We start from the raw sequence: 13,609 nt of genomic DNA, 5'->3' as shown, positions 1-13,609 counted from the left end.
TGTGGTGTGGCAGGCGGCGAGGCACGACGGAACGATCCCGAACGGCGGCAACGCATCATCGACGCGACGCTGGATGTGGTCGCCGAGCAGGGCGTGCCGGGGACCACGCATCGCCGGATCGCGGCGGCGGCGGCGGTGCCTCTGGGGTCGGTCACCTATTATTTCGCCTCGCTGGAGGATCTGCTGACCACCGCCTTCGTGCAGCTGGCCGAGCGTTCCTCCGCCGCCTTCGCCGCGCATATGGCGCGGGCCAGCGATGCGGACAGCGCGCGCGAGGCGATCATCGACATCATCGCGGGATCGGTCTGGGCCGAGCCGCGCACGCTGCTGCTGAGCTATGAACTCTATGCCTTTGCCGCGCGCCACCCCTCGGTCTCGACCGTGATGCAGGGGTGGATGAACAACAGCCGCGCCGCGCTGGAGCGTTTCTTCGACCCGCTGACCGCCCGCGCGCTGGATGCGCTGGTCGAGGGGATCGGCATCCACAACTCGATCGATCGCGATCCGCTCGACCGGGAAGCCATTCGCACCATCGTCCACCGGATCACGGCGCCCTGACGGGCTTGCACTGGCACGCAGGCCCCGCCATCCTGCCCCCATGGATCGATCGGGGGGGAAGCGAATGACGATGCGTTGGATGGCGGCGGCAAGCATGGTCGCGCTGGCGATCCCGGCGATGGCGCAGGAGGCTCCGGTCCGCCCGCCCGTCGCCGCGAAGAAGCCCTATCAGGTGCCCTCGCCCAACGGCGCACGCGAGGATGATTATTACTGGCTGCGCGACGACACCCGCAAGAATCCGGAGATGCTCGCCTATCTCAACGCCGAGAACGCCTATGCCGATGCGCAGCTGGCCGGGCTCAAGCCGCTCCAGACCCGGCTCTATGACGAGACGGTCGCGCATATCAAACAGGATGACAGCAGCGTCCCGTATCGCAAGAACGGCTATTGGTATTCCTCGCGCTTCGTCACCGGTGCCGACTATCCGCTGATCGAGCGTCGGCAGGGCAGCCAGACCGCCCCCGCCACCCTTCTCTTCGACCAGCCCGCCATGGCGAAGGGCCACAATTTCTTCTCACTGTCCGACTGGTCGGTCAGCCCGGACAACAAGATGGTCGCCTGGGCCGAGGATACGGTCGGGCGGCGGCAATATGTGCTGAAGGTCAAGGACATCGCGACCGGCCGCATCCTTGCCGACACTGTGACCAATATCGAGCCCAACATCGTCTGGGCCGATGACAACCGGACCATCCTCTATATCGCCAAGGACCCGGTGACGCTGCGCGGCTATCGGGTCATGGCGCATCGGCTGGGCACGCCGGTCGGCGACGACCGCATGCTCTATGAGGAGAAGGACGACACCTTCCAGATGGGCATCGGCCGGACGACCGACGATCGCTATATCTGCATCGGCGTCCAGAGCACGGTCAGCGACGAGCAACGCTGCGCACCGGCCACCGCGCCCACCCGCTTCACCGTCATCGCCCCGCGCGAGCGCGAGTTCCGCTACAGCCCCGACCATCTGGGCCATCGCTGGATCATCCGCACCAATCGCGGGGCCAAGAACTACAAGCTCGTGACGCTGGCCGATGCCGACATGGCCAAGGGGGTCGCCGCCTGGCGCGATCTGGTGCCCGGCAGCGACACCGTGTTCATCGAGGATTTCAAGCCGTTCGAGGGGTTCGTCGCGATCGACCAGCGCGAGGGCGGCAACCGGATGATCCGCCTGCTGACCGATGCGGGCAAGTCGATCCCGGTCAAGGCGGACGAACCCGCCTATCGCATGAGCCTGTCGACCAACGAGGAGCCGGATACGCCCTGGGTCCGCTATACCTATGGCTCGCTGGTCACGCCGACCACGACCTATGAGGTCAATGCCCGCACCGGCGAGCGCCGGACGCTCAAGGTGACGCCGGTGCCCGGCTATGATCCCAGCCGCTACGTCACCGAACGCGTCTGGGCTCCGGCCCGCGACGGAACGCGCGTACCCGTCTCGCTGGTCTATCGCCGCGACGTGAAGCGCGACGGCACTGCGCCGCTCTTCCAATATGCCTATGGCAGCTATGGCATTTCGACCGATCCGGGGGTCGATCCGGGGCGGATCGGGCTGCTCGATCGCGGCGTGGTCTATGCCATCGCGCATATCCGGGGCGGGCAGGAAATGGGGCGCGGATGGTATGATGACGGCCATCTGCTGAACAAGAAGAACAGCTTCGCCGACTTCATCGACGTCACCCGCTATCTTGTGGCGCAGAAATATGCCGCGCCCGGCCGGGTCGCGGCGATGGGCGGCAGTGCGGGCGGACTGCTGATGGGCGGGGTCGCGAACATGGCGCCGCAGGACTACAAGGTCATCATCGCGCAGGTGCCCTTCGTCGACGTGGTGACGACGATGCTCGACGCCTCGATCCCGCTGACGACCTTCGAATATGACGAGTGGGGCAATCCGGCGAACAAGCCCTATTATGATTACATGCTCAGCTATTCGCCCTATGACAATGTGGCGGCCAAGGCCTATCCGGCGCTCTATGTCGGCACCGGGCTGTGGGACAGCCAGGTGCAATATTACGAACCCGCCAAATGGGTCGCCAAGCTGCGCGCGACGAAGACCGACGCCAACCCGCTGCTGTTCCGGGTGAATATGGAAGCCGGGCATGGCGGCAAGTCGGGGCGGTTCGAGCGTATCCGCCAGAATGCCGAGTGGCAGGCATTCATGCTGTCGCAGCTGGGCGTAGCGGGCGAATAATGGGCGGGGCGGGCTTTGCGGCCTGCCCTCCCCCCAAGGCCATGTCACGGGCGCGGCTCCCCTTCCCCCCATGCTCGCACCCCGCTACGCATCACCCATGATACGGTTCGGCTGGCTCATCCTGGGATGCCTGTTCGTCGCGCTCGGTGTGATCGGGGCGATCCTGCCGCTGATGCCGACGACGATCTTCCTGATTCTGGCGGCGGGCTGTTTCGCGCGGTCCTCGCCCCGGCTGGAGGCGTGGCTGCTCGACCATCCCCGCTTCGGACCGACCTTGCGGGCCTGGCGACGGGACGGCGCGATCGGGGTCAAGGGCAAGGCCATGGCGTGCGGCGGGATGGCGCTGGGCTATGGCCTGTTCTGGGCCACCGCCAGACCGCACTGGCCGCTCGCCTTATGCGTGGCGGTTATAATGGGCGGATGCGCGGCCTTCGTCCTCAGCCGTCCGACTGCCCGCTACTGACCGGTTGCGCCTAATATACGAACCATATATAGTCCATATATGGGTATCGTGAAAATAGATGACGAACTGCACGAAGAAGTACGCCGCACCAGCACCGTCATGTGCCGTTCGATCAACGCACAGGCCGAATTCTGGATGAAGATGGGCATGCTGGCCGAGGCCAATCCGACGCTCAGCTTCCATGACATCGTAAAGGCGCAGATGGCCGCCGCCGATGCCGCCCTGCCCCAGCCGATGGTCGCCTGACATGGTCAAGACGGCGGACGAACTGGCGCTGATGCGCGTGTCGGGACGGCTGCTCGCCCAGGTGTTCGAGATGCTCGACGGGCTGACGCTGGCGGGCATGTCGACGCTGGCGATCAACGACCGGGTCGAGCATTTCATCACCCACGACCTGTCGGCCCGGCCCGCGAGCAAGGGGCAATATGGCTTTGCCTATGTGCTCAACAGCTCGATCAACCAAGTCGTCTGCCACGGCGTGCCGAGCGCCGACGACGTGATCCGCGACGGCGACATCGTCAATCTGGACATCACGCTGGAGAAGAATGGCTTCATCGCCGACTCCAGCAAGACCTATATGGTCGGCGAGGTCGCGCCCGGCGCAAGGCGGCTGGTCCGCGTCGCGCAGGAGGCGATGTGGAAGGGCATCCGCCAGGTCCGGCCCGGCGCACGGCTGGGCGATGTCGGCGCGGCGATCGAGAAACATGCCAAGGCGAATGGCTATTCGGTGGTGCGCGACTATTGCGGTCATGGCATCGGGCGCGAGATGCACGAGGAACCCAATGTGCTGCACTTCGGACGGCCGGGAACCGGCGCGGTGCTGCGCGAGGGGATGACCTTCACCATCGAGCCGATGATCAACCAGGGGAAGCACAAGGTGTCGACCGGCGAGGATGGCTGGACGGTGGTGACGGACGACGGGAAGCTGTCGGCGCAGTTCGAACATACCGTCGCGGTGACGAAGACCGGGGTGGAAGTGCTGACGCTGCGGGCGGACGAAAAGCTGGGTTGAAATCCGTTCCCCGGCGGAGGCCGGGGCCCAGTTACGATGTGGCCGATGGCGCGCGAGGCGATGCGGGGGAGGCATCAACGACGCGGTCACTATGGCCTCCCCCGCATCGGCTGGCGCGCCACGCTGTTCGTACAAACTGGGCCCCGGCCTTCGCCGGGGAACAGGCAGCTACCCCTCCACCCGCAACCGATACCCCACGCCGAGTTCGTTCGCGATGACGCTCCCGACCGGCTGCGGTGCTTCCAGCTTCTGGCGCAGGTTGCGCACGACGATGCGTAAATAGTCGATGCGCGGATCTTCGTCCCCGCCCCAGGCCGCGTCGATGATCCGGTCATGCGTCACCACCCGGCCGGGATGGCGCGCCAGCACCGCCAGCACGCCATATTCCTTGCGGGTCAGATGCTGTTCCTCACCCCCGCGCGTGACCAGCCGCCGGTCAAGATCGATCGCCAGGTCGCCGGTCCGCACGATCGTTGGCGCCGCCTCGGCCGCGCGGGCGTGGCGCAGCGCGACCCGCAGCCGCGCCAGCAGTTCGTCGCTGTCGAACGGCTTGGTGACGTAATCGTCCGCGCCCAGATCGAGCGCGGCGACCTTTTCGTCGGTCGCGTCGCGCGCCGACACGACCAGCACCACCCGCTCGGCCGCGCGAAGCAGCGGGATCAGGCCCAGCCCGTCGCGATCGGGCAACCCCAGGTCGAGCAGTACCGCATCGGGATGCTCGGCCGCCGCGCGTGCCAGCGCGTCGCGGCCGTCGCGGGCCTCGACCACCTTGTGCCCCGCCTGCTCCAGCGTGTTGCGCAGCAGGCGACGGATCGCGACTTCGTCATCCACCACCAAGATCGTCGCGGGCATCAGGCCATTCCCTCCGGCGCGCCGTCGCGCATGATCAGGTCGCGAGGAAAGACGAGGGCGAAGGCCGCACCGCTTTCATCGTCGCGATTGCCCGCCTCTACGCCCAGACCCATCGCCTCCGCAAAGGCCTTGACGATGGCGAGGCCCAGGCCGGTGCCGCCCGCCACCCGGTCCGACCCCTCCAGCCGCCGGAACGTCTCGAACACCTCCGCCTCGCGGCCCGGCGGGAGGCCGGGGCCATGGTCGAGGACCGAGAGGCGCAAGCTGCCGTGGCGATGCCGCCCCTCGATCACGATCTCGGTCCCCGGATCGCCATAGCGCCCGGCATTGTCGAGCAGGTTGAGCAGGCAATGGTGCAGCAGTTGCGGATCGGCGCGCACCAAAGGCAGGTCGGGCGGCACGTCGAGCCGCACGGCATGCCCCTCCAGCGCGCGGCGGGCGTCATGCGCCGCGCCCGTCACCGCGTCGCTCAGGTCGATCGCCTCGATCTTCAGCTTCAGCGCCCCCGCCTCGACGCGGGCCATGTCGAGCAGATTGGCGACGAAGCGATTGAGCCGCGCCGCCTCCCCTTCGATGGTCGCAATCAGATCGGGCGTCGTGCCCTGCCGCAACTGCGCGGCGGCGGCCATCACCGCGGTCAGCGGCGTGCGCAGGTCGTGGCTGACCGAGGAGAGCAGCGCCGCCCGCAGCCGGTCGCGGGTGCGCACCGCATCGACGTCGCGCACCTCCGCCTCCAGCCGCAACCGTTCGAGGATCAATGCCGCCTGGTCGATCAGCCCGGTCAGCAGCGGCAGGCGGTCGGCGCGCACCGGCTCGCCCCCCGCCTCACGCGCCAGCCCGAGGACGGCGAGCGTCCGGTTGCCCGCCTTGAGCGGCTGGAACAGCCATTCGGACGCGGCCAGCGTCGCCGAACCCTTGCCCGCCGGCGTGCCGGTATCGAAGGCCCAGTGCGCGGCGGCCATCTCCATCGTCTCCAGCCGGTAATCGGGCTTGGTCGCCGCCTGCACCGCCAGACCGGCGGGCGACGGGGTGAGCAGCACCGCCTGCACCTCGAACAGCCGGGCAATGTCTTCGCAGATCACGCGCGCCGCCTCGGCCGGATCGGCGAGGCCGCTGAGCCGATGGAGGAAGCCCGCCAGCGTCGCATTGTCGCGCGCGCTGCTCGCCGCAAGGTCGGCCTGCGCCCGCACGCGTGAGGTCAGCTGGCTGGTCGCGACCGCAACGCCCAGCAGGACGAAGATCGAAATGACATTCTCGGGATTGCTGACGCTCAGCGTGCCCACCGGGGGCAGGAAGAAGAAATTATAGGCGAGGCTCGACGCCAGCCCCGCGAACAGCCCGGTACGCAGGCCGTACAGGCTCGCCGCCGCCATAACCGGCAGCAGATAGAGCAGCGCGACATTGCCGAGGTTCAGGATATGGAACAGCGCGCTGGCCAAGCCCGTCACCAAGGCCACGCCGAGCAGCGTCAGGCCATAGCCGGTGGGCGATCCCCATTGCCCGCGCCGCCGGGCCCGCTCGCGCTCGACCGGGACCTCGCCGACCGGCAGGACATGGACGGTGACGCCCGGCGTCTCGCGCACCAGCCGGTCGACGACCGAGCCGTGGCGCAACTCGAACCAGCGCGACCGCTTGGCCTTGCCGACGACCAGTTGCGTGGCGCGCGCATCGGTCAGGAAGGCGCGGATGCCCTCGACCACGCTGGGCGCGGGCACGGTGGCGACCGCCGCGCCGAGTTGCGTCGCCAGCGTCATGGTCGCGGCGAGCCGCCGATGCTGCGCCTCTCCCAGCGTCGCGGTGCGCGGGGTGTCGATGAAAAGGGCGGTCCAGGGGGCACGAAGCGCATCGGCCGCGCGCTTGGCGGCGCGGACCAGTTCGTCGGCACCAGGCAATTCGCTGACCGCGACGACCAGCCGCTCGCCCGCCGCCCATTGCCCGCCGACGCCAAGCGACCGGACATGATCGAGCATCTGCGCATCGACCGCCTGCGCCGCCCGCCTGAGCGCCAGTTCGCGCAGCGCCGACAGGTTCGACTTGGAGAAGAAATGCGACAGCGCCCGCGTCGCCTCCTGCGGCAGATAGACCTTGCCCGCCTTCAACCGCTCGATCAGCTCGTCGGGCGGAATGTCGACCACCTCGATCTCGGCGGCCTCCAAAATGCGGTCGGGCACCGTCTCGCGCACCCGGACGCGGGTGAAGCTGGCGACGACGTCGTTCAGGCTCTCGACGTGCTGGATATTAACGGTGGAATAGACGTCGATCCCCGCCGCCAGCAGCTCCTCGACATCCTGATAGCGTTTGGGATGGCGGCTGCCCGGCGCATTGGTGTGCGCCAGTTCGTCGACCAATGCGAGGCGGGGCGCGCGGGCGACGACCGCATCGATGTCCATCTCGTGCAGCGTCCGCCCCTCATAGGGGACGGCGCGGCGGGGCATGACCTCCTGGCCGCGCACCAGCGCTTCGGTCTCGACCCGGCCATGGGTCTCGACCACCGCGACGACGACGTCGACGCCGTCGCGGCGGCGTGCCGCGCCCTCGGAGAGCATCTCGAACGTCTTGCCGACGCCGGGGGCTGCCCCGAGGAAGATCTTCAGGCGGCCGCGCCCCTCACGCTCGGCGGCGCGCAGCAGGGCATCGGGGTCGGGGCGCTGCTCGCCTGCCGTCATCGCGCGGGCGTGGCGTCCAGCGTGCGGTTGAGGGCGAGGACGTTGACGTGGGGGTCGCCCAGCACCGAACCCTCGGTCTTTCGGACGACCAGCGCGCGGACCTGCTCGACGCCCAGGCCACGGACGCGGGCGATGCGGGCGGCCTGCGCCAGTGCGGCTTCGGGCGACAGATCGGGGTCGAGCCCCGAACCGCTGGTGGTGACGAGGTCGGCAGGCACGTCGCCCATCACGCCTTCGGCCCGACGCCTGGCGACATCCGCCTTCACCCGGTCGGCCAGCGCCTGCGACGTCGGCCCCAGGTTCGAGCCCGACGAGGCGAGCCCGTCATAGCCCTTGCCCGCCGCCGAGGGTCGCGTCTGGAAATAGCGGTCGCTGACGAACGCCTGCCCGACGACTTCGGAGCCGATTACGCGCCCCCCGACCTGCACCAAACTGCCATTGGCCTGATGCGGGAAGATCGTCTGTCCGATGCCGGTCATCGCCAGAGGATAGACCAATCCGAGCAGGACCGCGAACAGGATCGTCATGACGATCGCGGGCCGTAATGCGGTGGTGATGTCGGTATTCATAATGCTTCCTTCCTCAAGCCCCTCCCCTTCAGGGGAGGGGTAGGGGGTGGGGCCTTTCCACAAGCGCTTCGTTCGCGGCGACGCCCCACCCCAACCCCTCCCCTGAAGGGGAGGGGCGTTCGCTCTCAACTCACGCGAGACCCAGCCCACCGACCACGAGGTCGATGATCTTGATGCCGACGAACGGCGCGATCAGGCCGCCCAGGCCATAGATGGCGAGGTTGCGCGCCAGCAGCGGCCCCGCCCCCATCGGCTTGTAGGCGACGCCCTTCAGCGCCAGCGGCACCAGCAGCGGGATGATGAGCGCGTTGAAGATGATCGCGCTGAGGATGGCCGATTGCGGCGTCGCCAGACCCATGACGTTGAGCACGCCGAGCCCCGGATAGAGCGCCACGAACATCGCCGGGATGATCGCGAAATATTTCGCCACGTCATTGGCGACCGAGAAGGTCGTCAGCGCGCCGCGCGTCATCAGCAACTGCTTGCCGAGGCCGACGACCTCGATCAGCTTGGTCGGATCGCTGTCGAGGTCGACCATGTTCCCCGCCTCGCGCGCGGCCTGGGTGCCGGTGTTCATCGCGACGCCGACATCCGCCTGCGCCAGCGCGGGCGCGTCGTTGGTGCCGTCGCCGCACATCGCGACCAGCTTGCCGCCCTGCTGTTCCTTGCGGATCAGCGCCAGCTTGTCCTCCGGCGTCGCCTGGGCGAGGAAGTCGTCCACGCCCGCCTCGGCGGCGATGGCGGCGGCGGTCAGGGGATTGTCGCCGGTGATCATTACCGTGCGGATGCCCATGCGGCGCAGCTCGCCGAAACGCTCGCGGATGCCCGCCTTGACCACGTCCTTCAGGAAGATGGCGCCTAGCAACCGGCCATTCTCCGCCACCGCCAGCGGCGTGCCACCGGCGCGCGCAATCTCGTCGGTGATGCGGCGCAGCTGGGTCGCCGCCGCCGTCTCGCCCACGCCCGGATGCGCGCGCAGGATCGAGTCGACCGCGCCCTTCTGGATCAGCCGGTCACCGATCCTCACCCCCGAGATACGGGTCTGCGCGGTGAAGGGGATGATCTCGGCATCCGCAGGCAGGCTGGCGATCGACACCTTGAACTGCTCGCGCGCCAGGACGACGATCGAGCGGCCCTCGGGCGTCTCGTCGACCAGGCTGGCCATCAGCGCCGCCTCGGCCAGCGCATCCACGTCCGCGCCGCCGAGGCTGCGGAACTCACTCGCCTGACGGTCGCCGATGGTGATGGTCCCCGTCTTGTCGAGCAGCAGCACGTCGACATCACCCGCCGCCTCGACCGCCCGGCCCGACTTGGCGAGCACGTTGAAGCGGACCAGCCGGTCCATGCCCGCAATGCCGATCGCCGACAGCAAAGCGGCGATGGTCGTCGGGATCAGGGTGATGAGCAGCGCCGCCAGGATCGCTACCGGGATGCTGCCGCCCGCAAAGGACGCGAAGCCCGGAATGGTGCCGACCGCGATCAGGAAGATGATGGTCAGGCCGACAAGCAATATGGTCAGCGCCACCTCGTTCGGGGTCTTCTGACGCTCGGCGCCCTCGACCAGCGCGATCATGCGGTCGAGGAAGCCCTGGCCCGGATTGACCGTCACCTTGACGCGGATCTCGTCCGAGATGACGCGCGTGCCCGCCGTCACCGCCGAACGGTCGCCGCCCGCCTCGCGAATGACCGGCGCGCTCTCGCCGGTGATCGCGGCTTCGTTGACGCTCGCCACGCCCACGACGACCTCGCCGTCCGAGGGGATCAGGTCGCCGGTCTCGACCAGCACCACGTCGCCGATCTTCAGCGCGCTGGCGGGGACATTCTCCCACTCCTGGCCAGCGCCCTTCAGCCGCTTGGCGGTCAGCTCGGCCTTGGCGGCGCGCAGGGACGCGGCCTGCGCCTTGCCCCGGCCTTCCGCCAGCGCCTCGGCAAAGGTGCCGAACAGCACGGTCAGCCACAGCCAGACGACCAGTTGCAGCTTGAATCCGGTGGTCAGCCCGTCATGCCCGACGACGAGCAGCACGGTCAGGAGGGCGGCGACCGCCGCAGTCACGAACATCACCGGATTGCGGATCAGCTCGCGCGGATTGAGTTTGACGAACGAGGCCTTGATCGCCGGGAGCACGAGCTCGGCGGTGAACAGGCTCTTGGTAGGGGAATTGGCCACGACTGGCGCTCCCGATCAGAAGAGTTGACCGCGGATCATCGCGAGATGATCGGCAATGGGACCAAGGGCGAGGCTCGGCAGGAAGGTCAGGCCGCCCAGCACCAGCACGATGCCGACGAGCAGACCGATCCACAGCACACCCGTGGTCGGGAAGGACCCGGCCGAGGCGGGGACATGCTTCTTCGCCGCCAGGCTGCCCGCGATGGCGAGCATCGGCACGATGATGAAGAAGCGGCCGACCCACATGGCGACGCCCAGCAGACCGTCATACCAGGGGGTAGAGGCGGTCAGACCGGCAAAGGCCGAGCCGTTATTCGCCACCGCGCTGGTGAAGGCGTAGAGGATCTCGCCGAACCCGTGCGGCCCCTTGTTGAGCGGCCCCGCCAGCCCCTGCCCCGTCACGCAGGACAGCGCGGTCATCCCAAGGATGAACAGCGGCAGGACGGCGATGGCGAGGACCGCGAGTTTCACTTCGCAGCTCTCGATCTTCTTGCCGACATATTCGGGCGTGCGACCGACCATCAGGCCGGCGACGAACACCGCCAGGATGGCGAACAGCAGGAAGCCGTAGATTCCCGCACCGACGCCGCCGATGACGACCTCGCCCAGTTGCATGTTGAACAGCGGGATCATGCCGCCAAGTGCTGTAAAGCTGTCATGCATCGCATTGACCGCGCCGCACGACGCCGCCGTGGTGACAGCCGCGAACAGGGCGGACGCGGCGACGCCGAAGCGGACCTCCTTGCCCTCCATATTGCCGCCCGCCACGCCCAGCTGGTGCAGCACGGGGTTGCCCGCCGCTTCCGCCCAATAGGCCACGGTCGCGCCGCCCAGGAACAGCAGGATCATCGCGACCAGGATCGCCCAGCCCTGGCGGGTGTTGCCGACCGCCTTGCCGAAGCACCAGGTCAGGCCGAAGCCGATGACGAAGATCGACAGCATCTGGACGAAGTTGACCAGCGCGGTCGGGTTCTCGAATGGATGCGCGCTGTTGGCGTTGAAGAAGCCGCCACCATTGGTGCCGAGCATCTTGATCGCTTCCTGGCTCGCGACGGGTCCGAGCAGGATCGACTGGCGCACACCCTCCAGCGTGTCGATATTGACGACGCCCGCCATGGTCTGCGGCACGCCGCTGGCGATCAGGAACAGAGTGTAGACGACGCAAATCGGCAGCAGCAGGTACAGGGTGATCCGCGTCACATCGGCCCAGAAATTGCCGAGATTCTTCGTCTCGCGCCCCGCAAAGCCGCGGAACAGCACAAAGGCCAGCGCGATGCCGGTCGCCGCCGACAGGAAATTGTGGATGGTCAGGCCGAGCATCTGGGACAGGTTCGACATGGTCGACTCGCCCGCATAGCTTTGCCAGTTGGTGTTGGTGGTGAAGCTGATCGCGGTATTGAACGCCAGATGCGGGGCGAGTCCGGCCAGCCCCTGCGGATTGCCCGGCAGGTAATATTGCAGGCGCAGCACCGCATAGGTCAGGATCATCAACGCGACGTTGAAGATCAGCATGTGCAGCGCATAGCGGCGCCAGCCCTGCTGCGCCTCCGGGTCGATGCCCGACAGCGCGTAGAAGCCGCGCTCGACGGGGCCGAGCACGGAGTGAAGCGGCGTGCGCCGCCCCTCATAGAGCGCGAACAGCCACGCGCCGACCGGCTTGGTCAGCGCGAGCAGGATCGCCACGAAGCCCAGGATCAGGGCCCATCCCTGAAGCGTCATGATGCCGCCTCCTTCAGAAGCGTTCGGGGCGGATCAGCACCGCCACCAGATAGACGAGAAGGCCAAGCGCGGTCAGCGCCGCCAGCCAGAGGTCTAGGGTCATGGCTCCGCCCTCCTCACGCGTGGTCGCACAGGCGGGCATAGGCGAGCGTCGCCGCCACCAGCCCGGCCATGACCAGCAACCAGATCAGATCGTCCATAGTGCGGCTCCTCAGAAGGCAGCGGTGAGGGTGGCGAGGAAGGTGCTGCCCGCGATATTGCCGGTGCCGTCCTGCCCCTTGCTGAAGCTCGGCCGCAGATAGGCGGCCTTGCGGTCGGAAATGTCGGTATCGACCCAGGCCAGACCCAGCGTCAGGTTGCGCCACGTCGTGTCCGCGCCCAGCGACCAGTCCCAATATTCGCCGGTCGGCGTCGGCGCGGTGGCGTTGGGGCCGAGGCCGTCCATGCCCCAGCTATGGCCGATATGCGCCTTGGCGGTGATCGGCGTGCTCTGGATCGCCGCCGCGCCGTCGCCCCAGAGATACAGATTGTCGCTCTTGGCGCCCGGATGGTCATAGACGCCCGCCGCCGCACGGGCGCCGTTGTCATACCATTTGCCGATCGCCTGCTGCTTGGGCGCATAGGCGACACCGGCGGTCAGCGAGACCGGGCCGGTCGTGCCCGACAGCTTGGCGAAGGGTTCGGCATAGTCGGTCTTGTTCGCGCCACCCGGATACATGTACCAGGTCAGCCCGACGTCCAGCGTGCCGTTGGACGTGATCCTGGTCTTGTACCCGCCGATCAGGTCCAGCTCCATGTTGGCGCCGCCGAAGGTGCCCCACCCCGCCAGGTTCGACGCCCAGGCGCCGACATAGGCACCGCTCTCATGGGTCGCCGTGATACCGGCCTGCACCGCCATATGTTCATCCGACTGCGAAATGCCGCGCAGGCGATAGTCGGAGACGATCGCGGCCGAACCGCTGACCGTCACGGGCGGCGGCGGCGCGGTTTCAGCGGTCTGCGCCGATGCGGCGGCCGGAAACACGAACAGCGCCGTGGCGGCGCAAATGGTGATGGTCTTCATATAGGCCCCTATGGACAGGCCGCCGCGAAGAAATGGGCGACCTCCAGGGCCGGGCAATTAGGCCTGGGCGGCGTAGCAATGCGAGGGCGATTGCCCGGTTTCGCATATATACGGCGTATAGTGCGCCCTCCCATTCCTCCCCTGCAAGGGGGAGTGCTCACCCCGAACTCTGCAGGCGTTTTCTGGCGAGGAATATGTCGAGGGTGATCTCGAGCATGTTTTGGGTCTTGGAGGCGCGCTTGGTTCGGCGGTTGAAGCGAGCCAGCATGTCGCGGAACGAGGCGTTGGACGCTTCGATCAGATGCGTCTGCGCCTTGGTCTGCTGGTGGGGTTCGGGAGCGCCGATCCGCTGGAA

At 67.7% G+C, this 13,609-nt stretch carries 13 protein-coding genes; 5 read left to right on the top strand and 8 right to left on the bottom strand.

Going from position 1 to position 13,609, the window contains the following annotated elements; translation table 11 throughout:
- Positions 1–6 precede the first annotated feature (6 nt).
- The 5 genes from ABIC44_RS09135 (at position 7) to map (ending at position 4,218) form a co-directional block, all read left to right on the top strand.
- Positions 7–558: a TetR/AcrR family transcriptional regulator gene (locus ABIC44_RS09135; protein ID WP_354295001.1), complete on the top strand. Its 552-nt coding sequence runs from the start codon at positions 7–9 to the stop codon at positions 556–558.
- Between the two features lie 64 nt (positions 559–622).
- Complete coding sequence (locus ABIC44_RS09130; protein ID WP_354294999.1) at positions 623–2,743, top strand: S9 family peptidase; 2,121 nt, start codon at positions 623–625, stop codon at positions 2,741–2,743.
- Positions 2,744–2,840: 97 nt separating this feature from the next.
- Positions 2,841–3,206 (top strand): YbaN family protein, encoded by a 366-nt coding sequence (locus ABIC44_RS09125; RefSeq protein WP_354294997.1) that lies wholly within the window; start codon positions 2,841–2,843, stop codon positions 3,204–3,206.
- 39 nt (positions 3,207–3,245) lie between these two features.
- Positions 3,246–3,452 (top strand): ParD-like family protein, encoded by a 207-nt coding sequence (locus tag ABIC44_RS09120; RefSeq protein ID WP_354294995.1) that lies wholly within the window; start codon positions 3,246–3,248, stop codon positions 3,450–3,452.
- Position 3,453: 1 nt separating this feature from the next.
- Entirely contained in the window at positions 3,454–4,218 is a 765-nt protein-coding gene (gene map, locus ABIC44_RS09115) for a type I methionyl aminopeptidase (RefSeq protein WP_354294993.1), read from the top strand.
- 168 nt (positions 4,219–4,386) lie between these two features.
- On the opposite strand, the gene ABIC44_RS09110 is transcribed toward map, so the two are convergent.
- The 8 genes from ABIC44_RS09110 to ABIC44_RS09075 form a co-directional block, all read right to left on the bottom strand.
- Positions 4,387–5,070, bottom strand: a complete 684-nt coding sequence (locus ABIC44_RS09110; RefSeq protein ID WP_354294991.1) for a response regulator transcription factor — start codon at positions 5,068–5,070, stop codon at positions 4,387–4,389.
- Positions 5,070–7,736: a DUF4118 domain-containing protein gene (locus ABIC44_RS09105; protein WP_354294989.1), complete on the bottom strand. Its 2,667-nt coding sequence runs from the start codon at positions 7,734–7,736 to the stop codon at positions 5,070–5,072. The genes ABIC44_RS09110 and ABIC44_RS09105 overlap by 1 nt, the downstream gene beginning before the upstream one ends.
- Positions 7,733–8,305, bottom strand: coding sequence for a potassium-transporting ATPase subunit KdpC (gene kdpC / locus ABIC44_RS09100; RefSeq protein WP_354294987.1), 573 nt, complete (start codon positions 8,303–8,305; stop codon positions 7,733–7,735). The genes ABIC44_RS09105 and kdpC overlap by 4 nt, the downstream gene beginning before the upstream one ends.
- A 130-nt stretch (positions 8,306–8,435) precedes the next feature.
- The gene (gene kdpB, locus ABIC44_RS09095; RefSeq protein ID WP_354294985.1) at positions 8,436–10,472 is read right to left on the bottom strand and encodes a potassium-transporting ATPase subunit KdpB; all 2,037 of its coding nucleotides are present in this window, start codon (positions 10,470–10,472) and stop codon (positions 8,436–8,438) included.
- 15 nt (positions 10,473–10,487) lie between these two features.
- Positions 10,488–12,191: a potassium-transporting ATPase subunit KdpA gene (kdpA, locus tag ABIC44_RS09090; protein ID WP_354294984.1), complete on the bottom strand. Its 1,704-nt coding sequence runs from the start codon at positions 12,189–12,191 to the stop codon at positions 10,488–10,490.
- 13 nt (positions 12,192–12,204) lie between these two features.
- Entirely contained in the window at positions 12,205–12,294 is a 90-nt protein-coding gene (gene kdpF, locus ABIC44_RS09085) for a K(+)-transporting ATPase subunit F (RefSeq protein WP_037531783.1), read from the bottom strand.
- A 108-nt stretch (positions 12,295–12,402) separates the two neighbouring features.
- Complete coding sequence (locus tag ABIC44_RS09080) at positions 12,403–13,254, bottom strand: TorF family putative porin (protein ID WP_354294982.1); 852 nt, start codon at positions 13,252–13,254, stop codon at positions 12,403–12,405.
- A gap of 157 nt (positions 13,255–13,411) precedes the next feature.
- Positions 13,412–13,609: hypothetical protein (locus tag ABIC44_RS09075; protein WP_354294981.1), on the bottom strand; the 198-nt coding region annotated here is incomplete at its 5' end.

The sequence above is a fragment of the Sphingomonas sp. 1185 genome (assembly GCF_040544655.1).
Taxonomy (GTDB): domain Bacteria; phylum Pseudomonadota; class Alphaproteobacteria; order Sphingomonadales; family Sphingomonadaceae; genus Sphingomonas.
Note: the sequence above shows the minus strand (reverse complement) of the source record. Positions and strands in the feature narration are given on the sequence as shown.

Excerpts from the sequence above, each read along its gene's own strand:
- ABIC44_RS09130 (WP_354294999.1), top strand. The coding sequence starts at position 623 with ATGACGATGCGTTGGATGGCGGCGGCAAGCATGGTCGCGCTGGCGATC.
- ABIC44_RS09125 (WP_354294997.1), top strand. The coding sequence starts at position 2,841 with ATGATACGGTTCGGCTGGCTCATCCTGGGATGCCTGTTCGTCGCGCTC.
- ABIC44_RS09120 (WP_354294995.1), top strand. The coding sequence starts at position 3,246 with ATGGGTATCGTGAAAATAGATGACGAACTGCACGAAGAAGTACGCCGC.
- map (WP_354294993.1), top strand. The coding sequence starts at position 3,454 with ATGGTCAAGACGGCGGACGAACTGGCGCTGATGCGCGTGTCGGGACGG.
- ABIC44_RS09110 (WP_354294991.1), bottom strand. The coding sequence starts at position 5,070 with ATGCCCGCGACGATCTTGGTGGTGGATGACGAAGTCGCGATCCGTCGC.
- ABIC44_RS09105 (WP_354294989.1), bottom strand. The coding sequence starts at position 7,736 with ATGACGGCAGGCGAGCAGCGCCCCGACCCCGATGCCCTGCTGCGCGCC.
- kdpC (WP_354294987.1), bottom strand. The coding sequence starts at position 8,305 with ATGAATACCGACATCACCACCGCATTACGGCCCGCGATCGTCATGACG.
- kdpA (WP_354294984.1), bottom strand. The coding sequence starts at position 12,191 with ATGACGCTTCAGGGATGGGCCCTGATCCTGGGCTTCGTGGCGATCCTG.
- kdpF (WP_037531783.1), bottom strand. The coding sequence starts at position 12,294 with ATGACCCTAGACCTCTGGCTGGCGGCGCTGACCGCGCTTGGCCTTCTC.
- ABIC44_RS09080 (WP_354294982.1), bottom strand. The coding sequence starts at position 13,254 with ATGAAGACCATCACCATTTGCGCCGCCACGGCGCTGTTCGTGTTTCCG.